The 18,397-nt window shown below is 31.6% G+C and carries 17 protein-coding genes; 12 read left to right on the top strand and 5 right to left on the bottom strand.

Annotation, left to right across the window (positions count from 1 at the left end; genetic code table 11):
* Both B2G86_RS10485 and B2G86_RS10490 read right to left on the bottom strand, forming a co-directional pair.
* On the bottom strand, window positions 1-647 hold a 647-nt coding region (locus B2G86_RS10485; protein ID WP_198931318.1), incomplete at its 3' end, for an IS256 family transposase.
* Window positions 648-877: 230 nt separating this feature from the next.
* Window positions 878-1,882: an LLM class flavin-dependent oxidoreductase gene (locus B2G86_RS10490; RefSeq protein ID WP_078358056.1), complete on the bottom strand. Its 1,005-nt coding sequence runs from the start codon at window positions 1,880-1,882 to the stop codon at window positions 878-880.
* Between the two features lie 312 nt (window positions 1,883-2,194).
* Between B2G86_RS10490 and B2G86_RS10495 the strand changes: the two genes are divergently transcribed.
* From B2G86_RS10495 to B2G86_RS10515, 5 genes are read left to right on the top strand one after another with little or no spacing between them, the layout of a single operon-like run.
* Window positions 2,195-4,279, top strand: coding sequence for a BglG family transcription antiterminator (locus tag B2G86_RS10495; RefSeq protein ID WP_158079037.1), 2,085 nt, complete (start codon window positions 2,195-2,197; stop codon window positions 4,277-4,279).
* On the top strand, window positions 4,276-4,581 hold the full coding sequence (locus B2G86_RS10500; protein ID WP_078358058.1) for a PTS sugar transporter subunit IIB: 306 nt from the start codon (window positions 4,276-4,278) through the stop codon (window positions 4,579-4,581). The genes B2G86_RS10495 and B2G86_RS10500 overlap by 4 nt, the downstream gene beginning before the upstream one ends.
* 15 nt (window positions 4,582-4,596) lie before the next feature.
* A complete protein-coding gene (locus tag B2G86_RS10505) occupies window positions 4,597-5,886 on the top strand; it encodes a PTS sugar transporter subunit IIC (RefSeq protein WP_078358059.1) in 1,290 nt (429 codons plus the stop codon).
* 14 nt (window positions 5,887-5,900) lie between these two features.
* Complete coding sequence (locus tag B2G86_RS10510) at window positions 5,901-6,758, top strand: class II fructose-bisphosphate aldolase (protein ID WP_078358060.1); 858 nt, start codon at window positions 5,901-5,903, stop codon at window positions 6,756-6,758.
* Window positions 6,755-7,363, top strand: coding sequence for an AAA family ATPase (locus tag B2G86_RS10515; RefSeq protein WP_078358061.1), 609 nt, complete (start codon window positions 6,755-6,757; stop codon window positions 7,361-7,363). Before B2G86_RS10510 ends, B2G86_RS10515 begins: the two co-directional genes overlap by 4 nt.
* A 48-nt stretch (window positions 7,364-7,411) precedes the next feature.
* On the opposite strand, the gene B2G86_RS10520 is transcribed toward B2G86_RS10515, so the two are convergent.
* The 3 genes from B2G86_RS10520 to B2G86_RS10530 all read right to left on the bottom strand — a co-directional run bounded on the left by B2G86_RS10520 (window position 7,412) and on the right by B2G86_RS10530 (window position 9,945).
* Window positions 7,412-8,062, bottom strand: a complete 651-nt coding sequence (locus B2G86_RS10520; RefSeq protein ID WP_078358062.1) for an SDR family oxidoreductase — start codon at window positions 8,060-8,062, stop codon at window positions 7,412-7,414.
* 113 nt (window positions 8,063-8,175) lie between these two features.
* Window positions 8,176-8,544: a transcriptional regulator, SarA/Rot family gene (locus tag B2G86_RS10525; RefSeq protein ID WP_078358063.1), complete on the bottom strand. Its 369-nt coding sequence runs from the start codon at window positions 8,542-8,544 to the stop codon at window positions 8,176-8,178.
* A 567-nt stretch (window positions 8,545-9,111) separates the two neighbouring features.
* Window positions 9,112-9,945, bottom strand: coding sequence for an aldo/keto reductase (locus tag B2G86_RS10530; protein WP_078358064.1), 834 nt, complete (start codon window positions 9,943-9,945; stop codon window positions 9,112-9,114).
* Between the two features lie 181 nt (window positions 9,946-10,126).
* On the opposite strand from B2G86_RS10530, the gene panD reads away from it, so the two are divergent.
* The 7 genes from panD (at window position 10,127) to B2G86_RS10565 (ending at window position 18,347) form a co-directional block, all read left to right on the top strand.
* Window positions 10,127-10,510, top strand: a complete 384-nt coding sequence (panD, locus tag B2G86_RS10535; protein ID WP_078358065.1) for an aspartate 1-decarboxylase — start codon at window positions 10,127-10,129, stop codon at window positions 10,508-10,510.
* A 12-nt stretch (window positions 10,511-10,522) separates the two neighbouring features.
* Window positions 10,523-10,882, top strand: a complete 360-nt coding sequence (locus tag B2G86_RS10540) for a DUF1304 domain-containing protein (protein ID WP_078358066.1) — start codon at window positions 10,523-10,525, stop codon at window positions 10,880-10,882.
* Window positions 10,883-11,067: 185 nt separating this feature from the next.
* Window positions 11,068-13,479, top strand: coding sequence for an MMPL family transporter (locus B2G86_RS10545; RefSeq protein WP_078358067.1), 2,412 nt, complete (start codon window positions 11,068-11,070; stop codon window positions 13,477-13,479).
* 620 nt (window positions 13,480-14,099) lie between these two features.
* Window positions 14,100-15,149 carry a MupG family TIM beta-alpha barrel fold protein gene (locus tag B2G86_RS10550; RefSeq protein WP_078358068.1) on the top strand — a complete coding sequence of 350 codons (1,050 nt, stop codon included), beginning with the start codon at window positions 14,100-14,102 and terminating at the stop codon, window positions 15,147-15,149.
* On the top strand, window positions 15,150-16,034 hold the full coding sequence (gene murQ, locus B2G86_RS10555) for an N-acetylmuramic acid 6-phosphate etherase (protein ID WP_078358069.1): 885 nt from the start codon (window positions 15,150-15,152) through the stop codon (window positions 16,032-16,034).
* A gap of 19 nt (window positions 16,035-16,053) precedes the next feature.
* Window positions 16,054-17,490 carry a PTS transporter subunit EIIC gene (locus tag B2G86_RS10560; RefSeq protein WP_078358070.1) on the top strand — a complete coding sequence of 479 codons (1,437 nt, stop codon included), beginning with the start codon at window positions 16,054-16,056 and terminating at the stop codon, window positions 17,488-17,490.
* Between the two features lie 5 nt (window positions 17,491-17,495).
* Window positions 17,496-18,347, top strand: a complete 852-nt coding sequence (locus B2G86_RS10565; RefSeq protein WP_078358071.1) for a MurR/RpiR family transcriptional regulator — start codon at window positions 17,496-17,498, stop codon at window positions 18,345-18,347.
* Window positions 18,348-18,397: the final 50 nt, after the last annotated feature.

An 18,397-nucleotide genomic window follows, 5' to 3' on the forward strand; every position in this document is an offset into this window, starting at 1 on the left:
AAAAATTCAGACCAAGCCTTTTCAGATTCTTGATTAGAAATTTTAAAGCCAATAATTTCACGCTGTCTAAGTTCATTGATACCCATTGCGGTGTAAACACCCTTGGATACTATTTTATTATTCTCTCTAACTTTTATATACATAGCATCAACAAACACATACTTATATTGATGATTCGTAATGGGTCTACTTGCCCATTCTTGAATATCAGGATCTATATTTTTCATTACTTCAGAAATCGTTGATTTCGATACAGATTCCCCTGATAAAGCCTCGACAATCTTCGTGATATTCCGAGTTGAAACACCATTAATATAAGCTTCCATCATGGCTAAAATAAGAGATTGATCAGAGCGTGTGTACTGTTCGAAAACGTCAGTTGTAAACTCACCATCTCGTGTTCTAGGCACTTTCAGATGAATTTTACCAACAGGCATCATAAAATCACGTTCGTAGTAGCCATTACGTTGGGCAATCCTTTTAGGATTTTTTTGTTTGAAATCTGCATTTACATACTGGTCTCTTTCCATCTCCATATAAGCATTTAAGACAGATACAGCAATGCTTTTCATAGCTGTATTTAAGTTACTTTCAAATATAGCACTTGCCAATTCTTCGAAGTCTACGTTAATATTTAATTGAGTCATATATAGTCACCTCTACAATTTTTTCTTAGTCGATTACATTGTACTAAAGTGAGCTATATATGGCTCTTATTTTATTACACAATTATATGGACATATTCGTAAGAAGGGTGCTAAGGGACAAAATTCCGAGAAATGTCCGTAAGAGATATTGTCTAAGGAGCATAATTCAGAATTCTGCCAGTTAGCCCTCACTGGAACTAATATAAATCCAACTCTCTATAACAATTTCTTTAACTGTCACTCAACATTGCTTCTGCGATTAGTTGATAGGATCTTTTTTTATCTTCAAAGTCATATATATTTGTAATGATCATAAATTCATTTGTTTGATAGAATTCTGCTAGTTTGTGTAGCTCTGTTTTGACTGTTGTTGGTGAACCGACTATACATCTTTTTCTATTTTCTTCTATTTGTTCTAATTCTTCTTTTGTGTATTCTTCAATATTTATTTCTTCTCGTGGTTGTACTTTTGTGCCTAATCCTTTTCCTACGTTTAATAACCATTTGTCTTGTGTGATTGCGAGTTCTTCTGCTTTTTCGTCGGTTTCTGCACAGACTACAAATATACAAATGATTGTTGTCGGTTCTTTATGATTTACTGATGGTACGAAATCTTTATTATAGCGTTTCATAGCTATTTTACCGTATTTAGGATTGATGAAATGTCCGAATACAAATCCAATACCTAGTTGTGCTGCATTTTTCGCTCCATTTTCAGTAAGTCCTAATAACCACATTGCTGGTGGGTTATCTATTCGTGGTCCTGCTTTTACGAGTCTATATTCGTGATCTCTAGACAGTGTGTTGTGCAAGAATCCTTGTAAATCTGATACTTGTCTATAAAAGTCTTCTTTAGGTTTAATATGATTATCTGTTAATGCTTTTTGAGTGATAGGAGAACCACCGGGTGAATTGCCGAACCCTAAGTCGATACGATTAGGGTACAAAGCTGATAATGTTTTAGCATTTTCTGCGATTTTATATGGGCTATATTGCGGCAGTAATATACCACCAGATCCGATTCGAATTTTATGAGTAGAAGCGGCAATTTGTGTCATTAAGATTTCAGGAGAAGAACTTGCTAAACCGCTTGTATTATGATGTTCAGCTACCCAATATCGATAGTATCCTAGCGATTCAGTCCATTTAGCTAATTTAATTGTATTTTGTAGCGTTTCTTCAGGATTACTGCCTTTGGATATTGGCGCTTGATCTAATACACTTATTTTTAACATGATGCTCCTCCTTAAAATTTATATCTCATATTTATTATAAGTATATCTTATCTTTCAAAATATAATGATATTTTGCTTGGGTATTATTTTTTGAATCTTGTGAAAATCATTAATTAGATGTAAAGTTAATGTGAAAAAATTAATAATGAACTTAATTATATATTGGAAAGACGCTGTTTACTGTAAAAGTATTCAGTGTCTTTTTGTTATTGTGTAAAGCGCTTACATTTTTTCCGTTTTTAATTAGAATATAAAAATACTAACAATTGTTAAAGGATAAATTTACAATATTAATTAAGGGAGATGTTAAAAATGTTAAAAAGTCGGCCGATGAATATTTTGAATATTTTTCTTAATAGTAAAGAAAGCGTTTCTGCAAAAGAACTTAGTATCATGTTCAACAAAACGGAACGAACTATTAGAAATGATTTAAAGGATATAAATGAGTTTCTAATAACAAATCAATTTTTTGAAATTAATAACAACAGTGGTTTGTTTATATTAAATTTATCAAACTCAGAACGTACTAAATTAAAAGAAATTGTTTCAGGTGAAGTTGAAGAGCAAATTTACAATCCTGCGTATAGAAAAGAATACATTATAAGTCATGCTTTATCAGATGATTCCTATAAAAAAATTTATGAATTGTGTGAGGAATTGCAGATTTCTAAAAGTACAATGGATAAGGATATGAAACAAGTTCGTATGGACTTAAACAAATTTAATTTGAAGATCGTTTCTAATGTTTCTACAGGTTTATCTATTGAAGGAAATGAAAGAGATATACGAACATTCCTTTATGATTACTTAGTTAAAAAAATAACTGAAGATAAAGTTACAATTGACAATTTATTTGACAGTTACAGTCCTTTGATTCATTACATTGACTCAAAAAATATAGAAAATATTAAAGATACTTATACTAAAATTATTTCAATTGAACAAAATGATATTAAACTATCAGCGATCATATTAACAGCTATTTGGATATCTCGTATTAGTCATAACCATATATTAGCAACAGAAAAAGATGACAAGAGAAAACAACTAAGCATAATAAATATTTTTATTGATGAAGTTATAAATTGGAAAGCACAAGATGTTAGTTTAGGTGAATTTAATTATATTAATAATAGACTTGATGTTTTAATTGGAGGAAAGAAACAAGTTACAGATGATAAACACGAAGCACTGTCTCAGCTAATTAGCCTTAAATTAATTGAGTATGTAGAGCATGAATTGTCTATTGATTTTACAGGCTATCAAAGTTATTTATTTGAAGGACTAAATAAACATATCTCGGGATTGATTAGCCGTTTGCAACAAGGTATTCAAATATATAATCCTTTGAAAGAAAATATTAAAAATAGCCACAATAAGTTTTTTAATACAATAAAAAAATATTCAATGAATCGTTTAAATAGATATATAGAACTGGATTTTACAGAAGATGAAATAGCATTTATAACTGTTTATTTTTCTACTGCATACTTTAAATACGTTCAACAAAATAAACACTATTTTAATGCTGTAATTGTTTGTAGTTTTGGTATTGCTACGAGCAACTTATTGGCTGAAATTTTAAAGTCACATTTTAATGTGAATATAATAAAAATTCTTGCATCAAATGAAGAAGATTTTATAAAAAATGATGATGTAGATATTGTGTTTACGACTATTGATGCAGATTTTGATAAACCTACTTGTTATGTTAATGCCATAGTTAACGAAACAGATATAAAGAAAATAGAAGCATTTTTAGAACAACACGCATACTTATCTAGAAATAATGAAAAGTTTAAGCGTAATGAAGTTTCATTATTTAAAGACTTATCTATTTGGTTAGAAGATAAGGGCATGAAATTAAATGAGCAGGATTATAAAGATATTAAAAACTTATTTGAAATAAATAATTTTAATTTCAATGATAAAGAGGTGCAGCCTATGTTAAATGAAGTATTGGAAAATCATCATGTTCTTTTAGATGAAACGTGCTCTGATTGGAAGAATGCGATTAAGATGGTTTCCAAACCATTACTTGATGACGGAATTATCACATCTCAATATCAAGATGCAATGATTAATTCAGTTGAAGAATACGGTCCATATATTGTAATTGGTAAGCATATAGCGTTAGCACATGCTAGACCAGAAGAAGGTGCTAACGCATTAGGTGTTAGTATTGCAACACTAAATCCTAATATAGAGTTTGGAAATGAAATAAATGATCCGGTTAAAATTATATTTTGTTTATCAGCAACTGATTCATTTTCACATTTAAATATTATGAAAAGTATCGTATCACTTGTGAGAAATGAGGAAAAAGTAGACAAATTACTGAGTTTTAAGGATAAAGATGAATTTATAAATTATTTATTAGAGGAGGAATTAGCATGAGTAAACTAAATATACTTTTTGTTTGTGGAGCAGGATTAGGAAGTAGTTTTGCATGTCAAATGGCAGCTGAAGATGTATTAAACAAATTAGGTGTAGATGCAAATCTAGATCACGATACAATTTCATCTGCTGTATCAAGAAATGCTGAAATCATAATAACGGGAGAAAATTTTAAGTCGCAGTTTAATAATTTTTCAATAGATGAAGATGTAACTTCAATTGTTTATTTAAAGAATATTGTATCTACAGATGAAATAGAAGAAAAGCTTTCACCAGTTCTTAAAGAAAAAGGGATCATTTAATAAGGAAGTGATGCTATGCAAATTATAAACTTTATTATACAAAATATTTTGACACAAGCAGCAATAATTGTGGCTTTAATTGCAATGTTAGGTTTAATATTACAGAAAAAATCAACTGGGCAAATTATATCAGGATCGTTTAAAACATTGTTAGGTTTTCAAGTATTAACTGCAGGTTCGGCTATTATTGTTGGAAGTTTAACATATTTCGGCAAAATATTTTCTGAAGGATTCCAAATGGAAGGTATTGTACCTTCCATTGAAGCAATAAATGGACAAGCAATGGGAGATTTAGGATTAGGTCGAGAAATAGCATTTACATTTTTAGCTATTTTTATATTTAATATTTTAATAGCACGTTTCACACCATGGAAATATATATTTTTAACTGGTCAAGCATTATTATGGATGGCTACTATGACTACGATTGGTGGATACTTTGCAGGATTAAGAGGATTTCCACTAATTGTTGTAGGAGGATTGATTGGTGGTGTGTTTGCCACAATGATGCCTGCAATAGCTCAACCGTTTGTAAGGAAAATAGTAGGTGGTGACAACATTGCTTTAGGACATTTTTGTACTCTTGGTTACGTGTTTGAAGCAGGTGTTGGGTATGTATTTGGTAAAAGAGGAGAAAATAGAAAATCAGTTGAAGATTTAAAATTACCAAAGAATTTTGAGTTTTTACAAGACACATATTTATCACTGATGGTCGTTATGGCACCTTTATTTTTAGTAACGGTATTATTTGCAGGCGAGGACTTTGCTTCAAAATTATCAGGTGATACACATTATGTGATGTATGCTTTCATGCAATCAATTCAGTTTGTAGTTGGAGTCTATGTATTACTAGCTGGTGTTAGATTACTTCTTGGAGAAATTGTACCAGCATTTAAAGGTATTGCAATGAAATTAGTTCCAGATGCAAAACCTGCGTTAGATTGTCCTGTGCTTTTCCCATTTTCACCAAATGCTGTAATAATCGGTTTTATAACAACAACGATTGGTACAGTCATTGCGATGTTCTTCTTCCCAACTTTAGGGTTAGCCATGATAATACCTGGAATATTGACTAACTTTTTTGCAGGAGGCACTGCAGGTATATTTGGTAATTTAACTGGTGGATTAAGAGGCGCAATTATAGGTGGTATTGCACATGGTTTATTCATTACTTTACTTCCAGCACTTTTAGTTACAGTGCTTAGCAATATGGGATTTGTTAACGCCACTGCAACAGATGTTGATACTGTAGCGGCAGCACTATTTTATGCATGGATTATTGGACCATTAATGAAAGCATTTTAAAGGGAGAGAAAAATATGTATATTAATTTAAAAGAAGCAACTGAAAAAGCAGAACGTTTAAATTGTACGATAGGTGCTTTCAATGCACATAATTTAGAAATGTTGCCAAGTATGATAGATGCAGCTAAAGAAGCAGGTAGCCCAATCATTATACAAACAAGTGTTGATACTGCAAAGTATATTGGATATAAGACATTGGTTACTGTAACTAAAAGTATAGCTAATTCAGAAATGGTTGATGTTGTGCTTCATTTGGACCATGCTAAAGATTTTAATGATATAAAAAATGCGATAGATGCAGGTTATTCGTCTGTTATGTTTGATGGTTCATCATTACCATTAAAAGAAAATATAATGAAGACAAAAGCCGTAGTAGATTATGCACATAAAAGAGGGACATCAGTTGAAGCTGAACTCGGAATAATCGGGGGTACTGAAGAAGGAATAACAATTGATGGTTCTGAAGTAAAATATACAGATCCTTATGATGCTAAATATTTTGCAGAAGCTACTAATGTAGATGCATTAGCTGTAGCAATAGGTACAAATCATGGACAATTTAAATCTAAAACAAATGTTAATATTCCATTGTTAGCTGAAATTAATGAGATTGTGGAAACACCTCTTGTAGTACACGGTGGTACAGGTGTTAAAGAAGAAGACGTGCCTGAATTAATAGATAATGGAATAAGAAAATTCAACGTAGGTACAGAATTGCTTGTAACTTGGACAGAAACAGCAAAAAAATATTTTGGTGAAACAAAAGTGAATAAATCATTAAGACATAATATTATCCCATGTAATGAAGCGGTGAAAAATATTGTTGCACATAAGATTAATTTATTCATGAATAAAGAACGCGTTAAAATATGATCGATAATCAAAAAAGATTTATAATTATATTGGCTGGTCCTCCAGGTACCGGAAAAACATATTTAGCTAATCAAATAATCGAACAGGATTCTAAATGGCATTTATTATCTTATGATGATATTAAAGAAATGTATTTCGATAAGTATGGTTTCAACAACATAATTGAAAAAAATAACCTTGGAAATGAAGCATGGGAATATTATTATAAAAAACTAGATAACTATTTAAAAAAATCAACAAAAATAATAATTGATTATCCATTTAGTTATAAGCAAGAGAACAAACTGAAAGAAATGATTAGTAAATATAATTATAAACCGATTACGTTAACATTATATGGTGATATGGAAATATTATTTCATAGACAAAAAGAAAGAGATTTAAAGGACTCCAGGCATATTGGACATATACTAACAAGTTATCATAAAGGAAATAAGCATCAACAACCAGATGACTTAGATGATTTTACAACATTTAAAGAACGCTGTGAAAATAGAAAATATGACGAATTTCATATAGGTGAGTATAAAAAAATAGACGTAACAAATATTGAGAATATCGATGTTCAAGAAATAGTAAACTGGGTTTACAGTAAAATAAAATAATAAAACACCGCGAAGGAAGGAACATTCCTACTTCGTGGTGTTTTGGTGTTAATTGCTGTATTTTTCTACTGCTTGTTGAATAGGTGTCTTACCTTTTGTAAGCTCTAATATTTTATGGGAAGTGTTTGGTTGGTTAAGTAATTCTACAATTACATTTGCGACATCATCTCTTGGGATTTCATCGTAGCTGATTGCGTAACCAAGCGTTATTTGTCCATTTGCTTCATCGTTAGTAAGCGTGCCTGGACGAAGAATTGTCCAGTCTAATGCAGATTGTGCTAATTCTACATCGGCTTGTCTTTTCATTTTCATATAGAATTCGAAGCTTTCAGATATATTCATACCTCTACCAGCATCTGGAAATGCAGACACGAGTATAAAGCGTTTGATACCAGCTTGTTCAGCAGCTTCAATCATTTTAGTAACGCCGTCTCCATCAACTGCTTTTGTGAGTTCGACACCAGCACCACCAGCACCTGCAGTAAATATTAATGCATCAATACCTTGAAATTTAGAAGTGTATTCTGATACGTCTGTTTTTATAATATCTGCTAGTTCCGTTTTCACGCCAAGTTGATTGAGTTCTGGAGCTTGTTCCTCTTTACGTATAAATCCAATAGGTTCATCACCGCGTTCAGCTAGTGTTTTTCCGAGATGTTTTCCAATATTTCCGTTCGCGCCAATAATTGCTACTTTCATATTTGAACTTCCTCTCTAATAGAAAATGTTTACTATTAAAGCGTATATAAGAAAAGGTTTATTTTCAATTAAATAGATTTATTGTTGAAATCTATTTCATATTTCATTGATATTTATAAAAGTGTTTTGTCATCTTCTGAATTGACCTTACGTAAATGATCGATTGTGATTTCTTTGCAAGTACGTAATGTATTATTAATTGCTTCATAATCAATATTTTTCAATATAATAGAACGTTCATCTAAAGGATCTCTTACTTTTTTAAAGTAATTTAATTCTTCGAGCGTTTTAATTGCACCAGTTAGTTCAGAAGAAGATGGTTCAAACATTAGTTTTCGAAGCTTTCTAACGTATATTTCATCCTCATTCATTTGTTCTATATAATATAAAGTAAGAATGTCCATTCTTTTTAGTTGTGTTTTATCAAAGATGTTGTTGAAAATGTCCTTTTTTAATAGTTCGTAATGCATAATCTTTTCCATAATATCCTCCTGGTTATTTAATTTTTTTCCAAATGTATATATCTTTGTTGTTAGCTTATTGATTAAAATAAAGTATTTCCAAATTTTAAGCATTTGTTGAAGGTTTATTGGGAAAAATATATTTCTCCTAAATAATACCAAATTATTAACTAGTAAAGCAATATAATAAGTAAAAAATCATATGTATTTTATTAAAATAATAAATCTCAATAATAATTGTATAATACAAATAAATTTATAATTTGCTTGTGTATAATAGAAAAATCAAAAAAATGGAAAAAGAGTCTAGGACAAATTATTTGTCCTAGACTCTTATATCGTCAAAGCTTATATTATTTTAAAAGATTACTATAAAAGTAGTTATCAGAGATGGCATCCATACTCACATAAGTCAGAAGAAGTGTAAGCAAGGGTATCCATACTCACATAAGTCAGAAGAAGAGTAAGCAAGGGTATCTATATTCACACAACGTAAGAGAAGTGTAAGCAAGGACATCCATATTCACACAACGTAAGAGAAGTGCAACTAATGATCGTCTTAATCAAGGTTTCACGCTTATCAATAACTTAACCGTTAAATTCTGCTGGGTTTGGTCCTATGCGTTTGTTTTCGTTAAGTGCATCTAATCTCTTGATTTGATCATCGTTTAAACTGAAGTTAAAGACTTCGAAGTTTTCTTCGATACGTGATGGTGTTACTGATTTTGGTATTGTGATAACGTCATGGTCGATGTTCCAACGTATGATGACTTGTGCTGGTGATTTATTTATTTCTTTAGCAATACGATTTACTGTTTCGTCTTGTAGAATTTCTGCATTCATAAGTGGTGACCATGATTCCATTTTTATTTCGTGTTTGCTTAAATAGTTTCTTAGTTCTGTTTGTGTTAAGTATGGGTGAAATTCTACTTGGTTCAATACTGGTTTAACATTAGCTTGATTGATTAGAATTTCTAAGTGATCGATATTGAAGTTACTTACGCCAATATTTTTAACTAATTGTTGATTATATAAGTTTTCCATACCTTCCCAAGTATTCAATAGTAAATCTAAATCTGTACCTGGCCAATGCATCAAATATAAATCTAAATAATCTAGACCTAGTAAGTTTAATGATTTTTCATATGCTTTTTGTACATTGTCTTTTCCATAATCATCTATCCATATTTTAGATGTGATAAATAAATCTTCTCTTGTAATATTAGCTGCTTTTATACCTTCAGCAATACCTTCGCCGACTTTTACTTCATTTCCATATATAAATGCTGCGTCAATACTTCTATATCCAGATTGAATAGCGTGTTTGACTGCATCTTTAGCTACGTCGTTATTTTCTACTCTAAAAACACCTGAACCTACGCTTGGCATACTATTTCCATTATGAAACTTTGTGTAATTCATATTCAAAACTCCTTTTTATTAATGTATAGATTAGTATAATGCTTTATAGATTGAAAGGTAAGTACGCACTATTTTGTTCTATAGGCACTAAAAAGTAATATTAAGATTTAATAGTTGACGGATTATAAAATCATTGTATGATAATAACGAGTATATAAATATAAATATGGAGATGAATACGATGATTAGAACTATGATGAACGGGAAGATTCATCGTGCTAGAGTAACTGAAGCCAATTTAAATTATGTAGGTAGCATTACGATAGATGCAGATATTTTAGATGCAGTAGATATTTTGCCAAATGAGAAAGTAGCTATAGTTAATAACAATAATGGTGCGCGCCTTGAAACTTATGTTATTGAAGGTGAACGTGGCAGTGGCAAAATTTGCTTAAATGGTGCTGCAGCAAGATTAGTTCAAGTAGATGATATTGTTATTATTATGAATTATGTTCAAGTTACTGATGAAGAAGCAAAAACGCATGCACCAAAAGTAGCTGTTATGAACGAGAAGAACGAGATTATTGAAATGATACATGAAAAAGAAAATCAAATTGTTCTTTAAAGGAGACTTGTTATGCATATACTAGCAACTATTTTTGTAGTTATTGTTGCAATTGAACATTTGTATATTATGTATTTAGAAACGATTGCGACAGATTCTAAAAAAACATCACAAACTTTCAATTTAAAGCAACAAGTATTAAAAGATAAAAATATTCAAGTCCTTCTGAAAAATCAAGGTATATATAATGGCTTGTTAGCTATAGCTTTGTTTTACGGGGCATTTTTATCATCAAACCCGAAAGAATTTGTAGCTTTATTGTTAATGTTCATTATTGTAGCAGCAGTATATGGCAGTCTTACAAGTTCGAAATCCATTATATTAAAGCAAGGTGGACCTGCAATAATCGCCTTAATTCTATTATTATTATAAAAAATTAGAATCCTAAATGTGAACGTTTAGTAAACGGCTTTTCTACATTATTTAAAAAGTGTAGACAAAGTATACACATTTAGGATTTTATCTCTTTTTAGAAGCATTTTGAAATGATACTATAAGCGTTATGTTGTATACACTGTATGCATAAACTATAGAGTAGATTTAAGGGAGGAAGTATTTTGGCTAATTTTTTATTTAAATTAGGTTCATCTATTGCTAAACATAAATGGTTAACAATTATTATATGGGTTGTTGTTTTAGCGGGTATTATCACACCATTAGCAATTAATAAACCCACTTTCGATAATGACATTACAATGAATGGTATTAAGTCAATCGATACGAACGATAAGATTGAAAAGGAATTTAATCAAGATAGTGAAAAGGCAAATGTACGAGTTGTCTTTAAAAGTGATGATAAAAAAGGTATTACAGACAAAAAAGCAATGAAAGAAATTCAAGATGCGTTGAAAGATGCTAAAGATAAAGATGATGATATAAAAGAAATTACCGATCCTTATAAAAATAAACAAATAAATAAAGATCAAACAACTGCTTTTGCAGATATCAATTATAAAGTTTCTCAAACATCTATAAAATCTGATTCTGTAGATAAAGTGAAAGATGCTATGAAACCTTTAGACGATGAAGGCATACAGACAGAACTTACAGGTAACGCTTTAAACGCAAGTACTGAAATTGGAGGTAGCTCTGAAGCAATTGGTATTATTATTGCTTTCGTAGTATTACTTGTAACATTCGGATCATTAATTGCTGCAGGAATGCCTATAATTAGTGCACTAGTTGGATTAGGTTCTAGTATAGGGGCAATCGCGTTACTAACATATTCATTTGATATTCCGAACGTTACGCTTTCACTAGCTGTAATGATAGGACTCGCTTTAGGAATTGATTATGCACTGTTTATATTATTTAGATATAGACAAATTATTAAAACTGAGCAAAATCATGTTAAAGCAATCGGCTTAGCATTAGGAACAGCAGGTAGTGCTGTTATTTTTGCGGGGGTAACAGTTGTTATTGCGGTATGTGGACTTGGATTAGTCGGCATTGATTTCTTATCTATAATGGGATATGCATCTGCATTAAGTGTTGTATTTGCAGTATTAAGTTCAATTACATTACTTCCAGCAGTAATCAGTGTGTTCCATAAACAAATACATCCAAAGAAACGTAAAATTCATTCTAATGAGAGTTTAGATACTCCGTGGTCTAAATTTGTAGTAGGGAAACCGTGGATTGCTATACTCGTTGGACTAGTAATATTACTAGCAGCCGCACTTCCAGTTACGCATATGAGATTAGGTATACCCGATAATGGTATGAAACCTGATACTTCAACTGAGAAAAAAGCATATGATATTATTTCTGATGATTTTGGAGAAGGTTTCAATGGACCAATCGTAATGCTTGTAGATACTTCAGATAAAAAAGATGATCAACAAGCGTTACAAAAAGATTTACAAGGATTAATGAAAGATGTTAATGATATTAAAAATGTTGAAACAGTTACACCACCTCAACTAAATAAAGATCAAGATTATGCACTTGTTACAGTGCTTCCTGAAAAAGGACCAAATGCAGAATCAACATATGATCTAGTACACGATTTAAGAGATTATAATTCAGACTCTAAAGATAAGTATGACTTAAGTACTGAAATATCAGGACAAAGTGTTATTAATATAGACATGTCAGAAAAACTTAACGAAGCAATACCATTATTTGCTGGTGTAATTATATTATTAGCATTCGTATTATTAATGGTAGTATTTAGATCTATCATCATTCCACTTAAAGCAGTACTAGGATTCGTATTATCACTTGCTGCAACGTTAGGATTTACGACGCTTGTTATGCAAGATGGATTTATGAGTGGATTATTCGGAGTAGATACAACAGGACCGTTGCTAGCATTCTTACCCGTAATCACGATAGGGTTGCTGTTTGGTTTGGCAATGGACTATGAAGTATTCTTAATGTCTAGAATCCATGAAGAATATGTATGTACAATGAACAATACAAAATCTATTAAAGTAGGACTAAAAGAAAGTGGACCTGTAATAGTAGCAGCAGCATTAATTATGTTCAGTGTATTTATAGGTTTCGTATTCCAAGATGATGTAATGATTAAATCTATGGGTATAGCATTAGCATTTGGTGTGTTATTCGATGCCTTTGTTGTAAGAATGACTATTATACCAGCACTAACAAAATTATTTGGCAGAGCATCATGGTACTTACCAAACTGGTTAAACACAATTTTACCTAAAATAGACATTGAAGGACACGCACTAAGTGAAAATAATAGCGTTGAACAAACTACAGAAAACAAAAATGTAAGTACAATTGAAGTCAGTCCAAAAACTAAAGACTTATACGATAATATAGATTCAGCTTCAAAAGATGAAGTGTTATATAACGCATTACGTCAGTACAACAATAAAACAGAAGAACAACAACATTCAGAAACTGACAATGAAAATATAATGAGCATACTGAATCAACAAAGTAAGAATATCGAACAAGTTAACCACTTAATAGAACGTATAATTAATAAAGATAAATAATCATATAAAAATAAAAAACCTTCCATTAGATATAATTCTGATGGAAGGTTTTTTATTTTATAGTGAGAGGCAAATATAGGTTAAGAGAATAAGGGATTAAGAGATTAAGGAATAAGGGACACAATTCCGAGAAATGTCCGTAAGAGGTGTTGTAAGGGACAAAATTCCGAGAAATGTCCGTAAGAGGTGTTGTAAGGGACAAAATTCCGAGAAATGTCCGTAAGAGGTGTTGTAAGGGACAAAATTCCGAGAAATGTCCGTAAGAGGTGTTGTCTAAGGAGCACAATTCAGAATTCTGCCAGTTAGAACAATCTAAGGAGCACAATCCAGAATTCTGCTAGTAAGAATAATCTAAGGAGCACAATTCAGAATTATGCCAGTTAGCGCAATCTAAGGAGCACAATCCAGAATTCTGCTAGTAAGAACAGTCTAAGGAGCACAATTCAGAATTCTGCTAGTAAGCGCAGTCTAAGAAGCACAATTCAGAATTATGCATCTAAGATTCCTATATAAACGCTCAATTGTAATATCGTTCCGATTACTGATAATATTTATATAAATATTGAAATTAAATTCCAAAAATGAGATAATGTAAACGATTCCAAAAAGGATGTGTTGATATGTTAGGTTTTTCAGTATATTTAGGTGAATCTTTTGATCGTTCTTATATTGAAACAATGCTAGATAAGGGTTTTCGTTATGTGTTTACGTCTCTTCAAATTCCTGAAGAGGACTCAAGTCAATATTTTGATAAGTTAAAGGAATTGAAGCGTCTTGTAGGAAATAAAGCTGAAATTATAGCTGATGCAAGTCCTCATGCTTTTTCCAATCTTGGTTTGTCTTATAAAGAACCGGAAATTTTAAGTGAAATAGGCATAGATTATATTAGATTAGATATTTCATTAGAACTTTCGGATATTATTTCTTTATTAGATAAAGTGAAAATTGTCTGCAATGCTAGTACAGATGCTATTGATTTACTTAATCAATTACAATCTCAAAATGTTGATATGACTCGCATTATGGTTGCACATAATTACTATCCTCGTCCTGAAACTGGTTTGGATAAACAATTCTTTATAAATAAAAACGAAGAGTTGAAGGTATCTTTTCCAGATGTTTCAGTAATGGCATTTGTTCCTGGAACAACTTTAAGAGGTCCGTTATATCAAGGTTTACCTACATTAGAAGACCATAGAAAAGTCCATCCTCTAGTTGCTGCTAAAGAATTATTAGCACTAGGTGTAGATGATATTTGTATAGGGGATACGCATATCAATCAATCAACAATTAATCAGTTCAACACCTTCTTTAATAAAGGAATCGTGTCACTTCAAGTGCAATCCGAAACAAAGCATTTAGATTATGTTATTGGGAGAATTTTTCATAATAGGAAAGATAAAGCTAGAGATGTGATTAGAGCGGAAGAAGCAAGGCAAACTTTTAAAGATGAAGTAATGCCTGAAAACACGATTGCAAGAAAAAGGGGTGCCATTACTTTAGATAATGTAAAGTATGGTCGATATATGAATGAGTTACAAATTGTGAATAAGAGTTTAAATAGTAATAAAGCAGTAAATGTTATTGGTCATGTATGCGAACAAGATTTGGCATGCATAGACTTGATTGATGCGGGAACTGCATTTCAGTTTGTTGAGGGGGAAGAATAAATGGATATAAGTCGTTTAACGACAGAAACAAGAAACGAGCATTCTTCAAAGTTAGATACTTTAACACCAGCCCAATTCGTTGAAGTAATGAACAATGAAGATCAAAAAGTTGCCCAGTTTATTAAAGAAGAAAATACAGCTATAGCTAATCTTATTACACAAGTTATAAAGAGCTTAAACAATGGTGGAAGATTAATTTATATGGGAGCTGGAACAAGCGGAAGATTAGGTGTTCTAGATGCTGCAGAATGTGTACCAACTTTTGGAGTGACACCTGATGTTGTAATAGGCTTAATTGCAGGTGGTCAAAAGGCGATGACAGTGGCTGTTGAAGGTGCAGAAGATGATGAGCGTCTTGGGGAACAAGATTTAAAAGACTTAAAAATTAATGAGCACGATACAGTAATTGGCATAGCTGCTAGTGGGCGAACACCCTACGTAATCGGTGGATTAAAATATGCTCAAAAAATAAATGTGCCTACAGGTTGTGTTACATGTAATAAAGAATCTGAAGTAGGAAGACACGCTGACTTCCCCGTACAAGTAGATGTTGGTCCAGAAGTATTAACAGGGTCTACGAGACTTAAAGCTGGAACTGCACAAAAATTGATTCTTAACATGATTTCAACTGGTGCCATGGTTGGTATAGGAAAAGTGTATGAAAATTTAATGATTGATGTAAAACCAACTAATAAGAAGTTAAAACAACGTGCAATTAATATGATCCAAGAAGTATTAGATTGTACAGATGAAGAAAGTAGTAAACTATTTCAAGATAGCGGAGAACAAGTGAAAGTTGCTATTGTGATGGGGATGCATCATATAACTAAGGACGAAGCAATTGAAAAATTAGCACAAGCTAAGGGGTTTGTAAGAAATACATAAACAAAGGGGTGTGTAGGTTATGTCAAAAGAAAGAGATATTGCACAAGACATATTGAAAGAAGTCGGGGGAAGAGATAACTTAGACAAAGTTATTCATTGTATGACACGTGTCAGAATGAATATCGTTGACTATAGTAAAGTAGATGTTGAAGGACTAAAGAATATTAAAGGTGTTATGGGTGTTGTAGAAGATGACATGCTTCAAGTGGTTATTGGACCGGGAACTGTTAATAAAGTAGCAAATGAAATGAGTTCAATAATTGGGGTACCTTTAGGGGAAGAGATTAAACATAAAGCATCAAATAAAGAACAAGTTGAAAAAGAAGCGGATTTATTTAAACAAAATATAAATAAAAAGAATCAAACGCCGTTTAAAAAAGTATTAAGATCTATCGCGAATATATTTGTACCATTAATACCTGCTTTCGTTGGTGCAGGTTTAATAGGCGGAATTGCAGCAGTACTTTCAAACATGTTAGCTGCAGGAACAATAGATGGTGCTTCATGGGAACAATTTGTTTTAGTATTTAATATTATTAAAAATGGTATTTTCGCATACTTAGTTATCTATGTTGGTATCAATGCAGCTAAAGAATTTGGTGCTACACCTGGACTTGGTGGTGTAATCGGTGGTACTACAATGCTAACTGGTATGGATCCAGAAAGTCCGATAAAGAACATTTTCAACGGTGAACCATTAGCAGCAGGACAAGGCGGTGTAATCGGTGTTATCATCGCTGTTTGGATATTATCAATAATAGAAAAGAAACTACACAAAATCGTTCCAAGTGCTGTAGATATTATTGTTACACCAACTGTTACGCTATTTATAATGGGTCTTGCTACGATTTTCATAATCATGCCAATAGCTGGATTTATTTCTAACGGTTTGTTAGGTATTATTGATTGGGTGCTTAATATAGGTGGAGCATTTAGTGGATTTGTATTAGGTGCAACATTCTTACCACTTGTAATGTTTGGATTACATCAAGTCTTAACACCTATTCATATTGAAATGATTAATCAATCTGGAGCTACTTATCTGTTACCAATATTAGCAATGGCAGGTGCAGGACAAGTAGGTGCTGCCTTTGCATTATGGTTTAAATGTAGAAAAAATAAAAAAATTATTAATTTATTAAAAGGTGCTTTACCAGTAGGTATTTTAGGAATTGGTGAACCATTAATTTATGGTGTTACGTTACCATTAGGTAGACCATTTATTACTGCTTGTATAGGTGGCGGTATAGGTGGAGCTGTCATCGGTGGCATTGGTCAGATTGGTGCAACAGCAATTGGACCAAGTGGTGTATCATTGATTCCTTTAATTTCTGATAATATGTATTTAGGGTATATTGCAGGATTATTAGCAGCTTATCTAGGAGGATTTGTTGCAACATTCTTATTTGGCACAAATAAAGAAATGACTGCACCACAAGAATTGGAAGAGGACTAATTTATATGGAACATCAACATTTACTCATATTTATAAAAGAACAAATGTCTCATTTAACAAAACATGAAAAACGAATTGCTGAATATTTCATCAATCATCCTGAAAAGACGATTAATTTAAGTGCTAAAGAACTAGGGAAACTAACAAATACAAGTGCAGCTTCCGTTATTAGATGTACACATAAATTGGACTTTAAAGGTTTCACAGATTTGAAATTAGCAATTTCTAGATACTTGCCTCAACATGAACAAAGTATTTATCAAGAAATTAAACAAGATGAAACGGTCGATTCAATAAGTAAGAAGTTGATCACAAGAGCTTCACATACACTTGAAATGACAGAAAAAAATATTTCTAATGAAAGTATTAATCAAATTGTTGATCAATTATATAATACACATACAATTATAGTATTTGGCGTAGGTGCTTCTAGTTTAGTGGCACAAGATTTATACCAAAAATTCACAAGAATAGGTAAGCAAGTTATCCATTCACTAGATACACATTTTTTAGCCACAGCTATCGCTTCACATAGTAAAAGCTGTGTATTAATTGGAATTTCAAATTCAGGTGAGAACAAAGAGACCATTTCATTAACTAAAGTTGCTAAAAAATATGGCGTACAAACTGTTGTGCTTACACAATCAGAAAAATCTACATTAGCTAAAACATCTGACTTTTATTTAATACACGATGCAAGCTCAGAAAAGAGTTTGAGGCTTGCAGCTACAAGTTCTCTTATTTCTCAGCTTATGACAATAGATATACTGTTTTATAGTTATCTATCTAGAAATTATGACGACCATGTAGTGACAATGAGTAAAACAAGAGATGCAGTTGAATTATATTTAGAATAAAAATTTCATCAAAAAAAGCGCCCATTCCGTTTGATATTATCTTGCGGAGT

Origin of the sequence: Mammaliicoccus fleurettii (assembly GCF_002018435.1) — a bacterium.
Lineage (GTDB): Bacteria > Bacillota > Bacilli > Staphylococcales > Staphylococcaceae > Mammaliicoccus > Mammaliicoccus fleurettii.

Bases quoted from the DNA above. Each gene is read 5' to 3' on its own strand.
- B2G86_RS10490 (WP_078358056.1), bottom strand. From the start codon at position 1,882: ATGTTAAAAATAAGTGTATTAGATCAAGCGCCAATATCCAAAGGCAGT.
- B2G86_RS10495 (WP_158079037.1), top strand. From the start codon at position 2,195: ATGTTAAAAAGTCGGCCGATGAATATTTTGAATATTTTTCTTAATAGT.
- B2G86_RS10500 (WP_078358058.1), top strand. From the start codon at position 4,276: ATGAGTAAACTAAATATACTTTTTGTTTGTGGAGCAGGATTAGGAAGT.
- B2G86_RS10505 (WP_078358059.1), top strand. From the start codon at position 4,597: ATGCAAATTATAAACTTTATTATACAAAATATTTTGACACAAGCAGCA.
- B2G86_RS10510 (WP_078358060.1), top strand. From the start codon at position 5,901: ATGTATATTAATTTAAAAGAAGCAACTGAAAAAGCAGAACGTTTAAAT.
- B2G86_RS10515 (WP_078358061.1), top strand. From the start codon at position 6,755: ATGATCGATAATCAAAAAAGATTTATAATTATATTGGCTGGTCCTCCA.
- B2G86_RS10520 (WP_078358062.1), bottom strand. From the start codon at position 8,062: ATGAAAGTAGCAATTATTGGCGCGAACGGAAATATTGGAAAACATCTC.
- B2G86_RS10525 (WP_078358063.1), bottom strand. From the start codon at position 8,544: ATGGAAAAGATTATGCATTACGAACTATTAAAAAAGGACATTTTCAAC.
- B2G86_RS10530 (WP_078358064.1), bottom strand. From the start codon at position 9,945: ATGAATTACACAAAGTTTCATAATGGAAATAGTATGCCAAGCGTAGGT.
- panD (WP_078358065.1), top strand. From the start codon at position 10,127: ATGATTAGAACTATGATGAACGGGAAGATTCATCGTGCTAGAGTAACT.
- B2G86_RS10540 (WP_078358066.1), top strand. From the start codon at position 10,523: ATGCATATACTAGCAACTATTTTTGTAGTTATTGTTGCAATTGAACAT.
- B2G86_RS10550 (WP_078358068.1), top strand. From the start codon at position 14,100: ATGTTAGGTTTTTCAGTATATTTAGGTGAATCTTTTGATCGTTCTTAT.
- murQ (WP_078358069.1), top strand. From the start codon at position 15,150: ATGGATATAAGTCGTTTAACGACAGAAACAAGAAACGAGCATTCTTCA.
- B2G86_RS10560 (WP_078358070.1), top strand. From the start codon at position 16,054: ATGTCAAAAGAAAGAGATATTGCACAAGACATATTGAAAGAAGTCGGG.
- B2G86_RS10565 (WP_078358071.1), top strand. From the start codon at position 17,496: ATGGAACATCAACATTTACTCATATTTATAAAAGAACAAATGTCTCAT.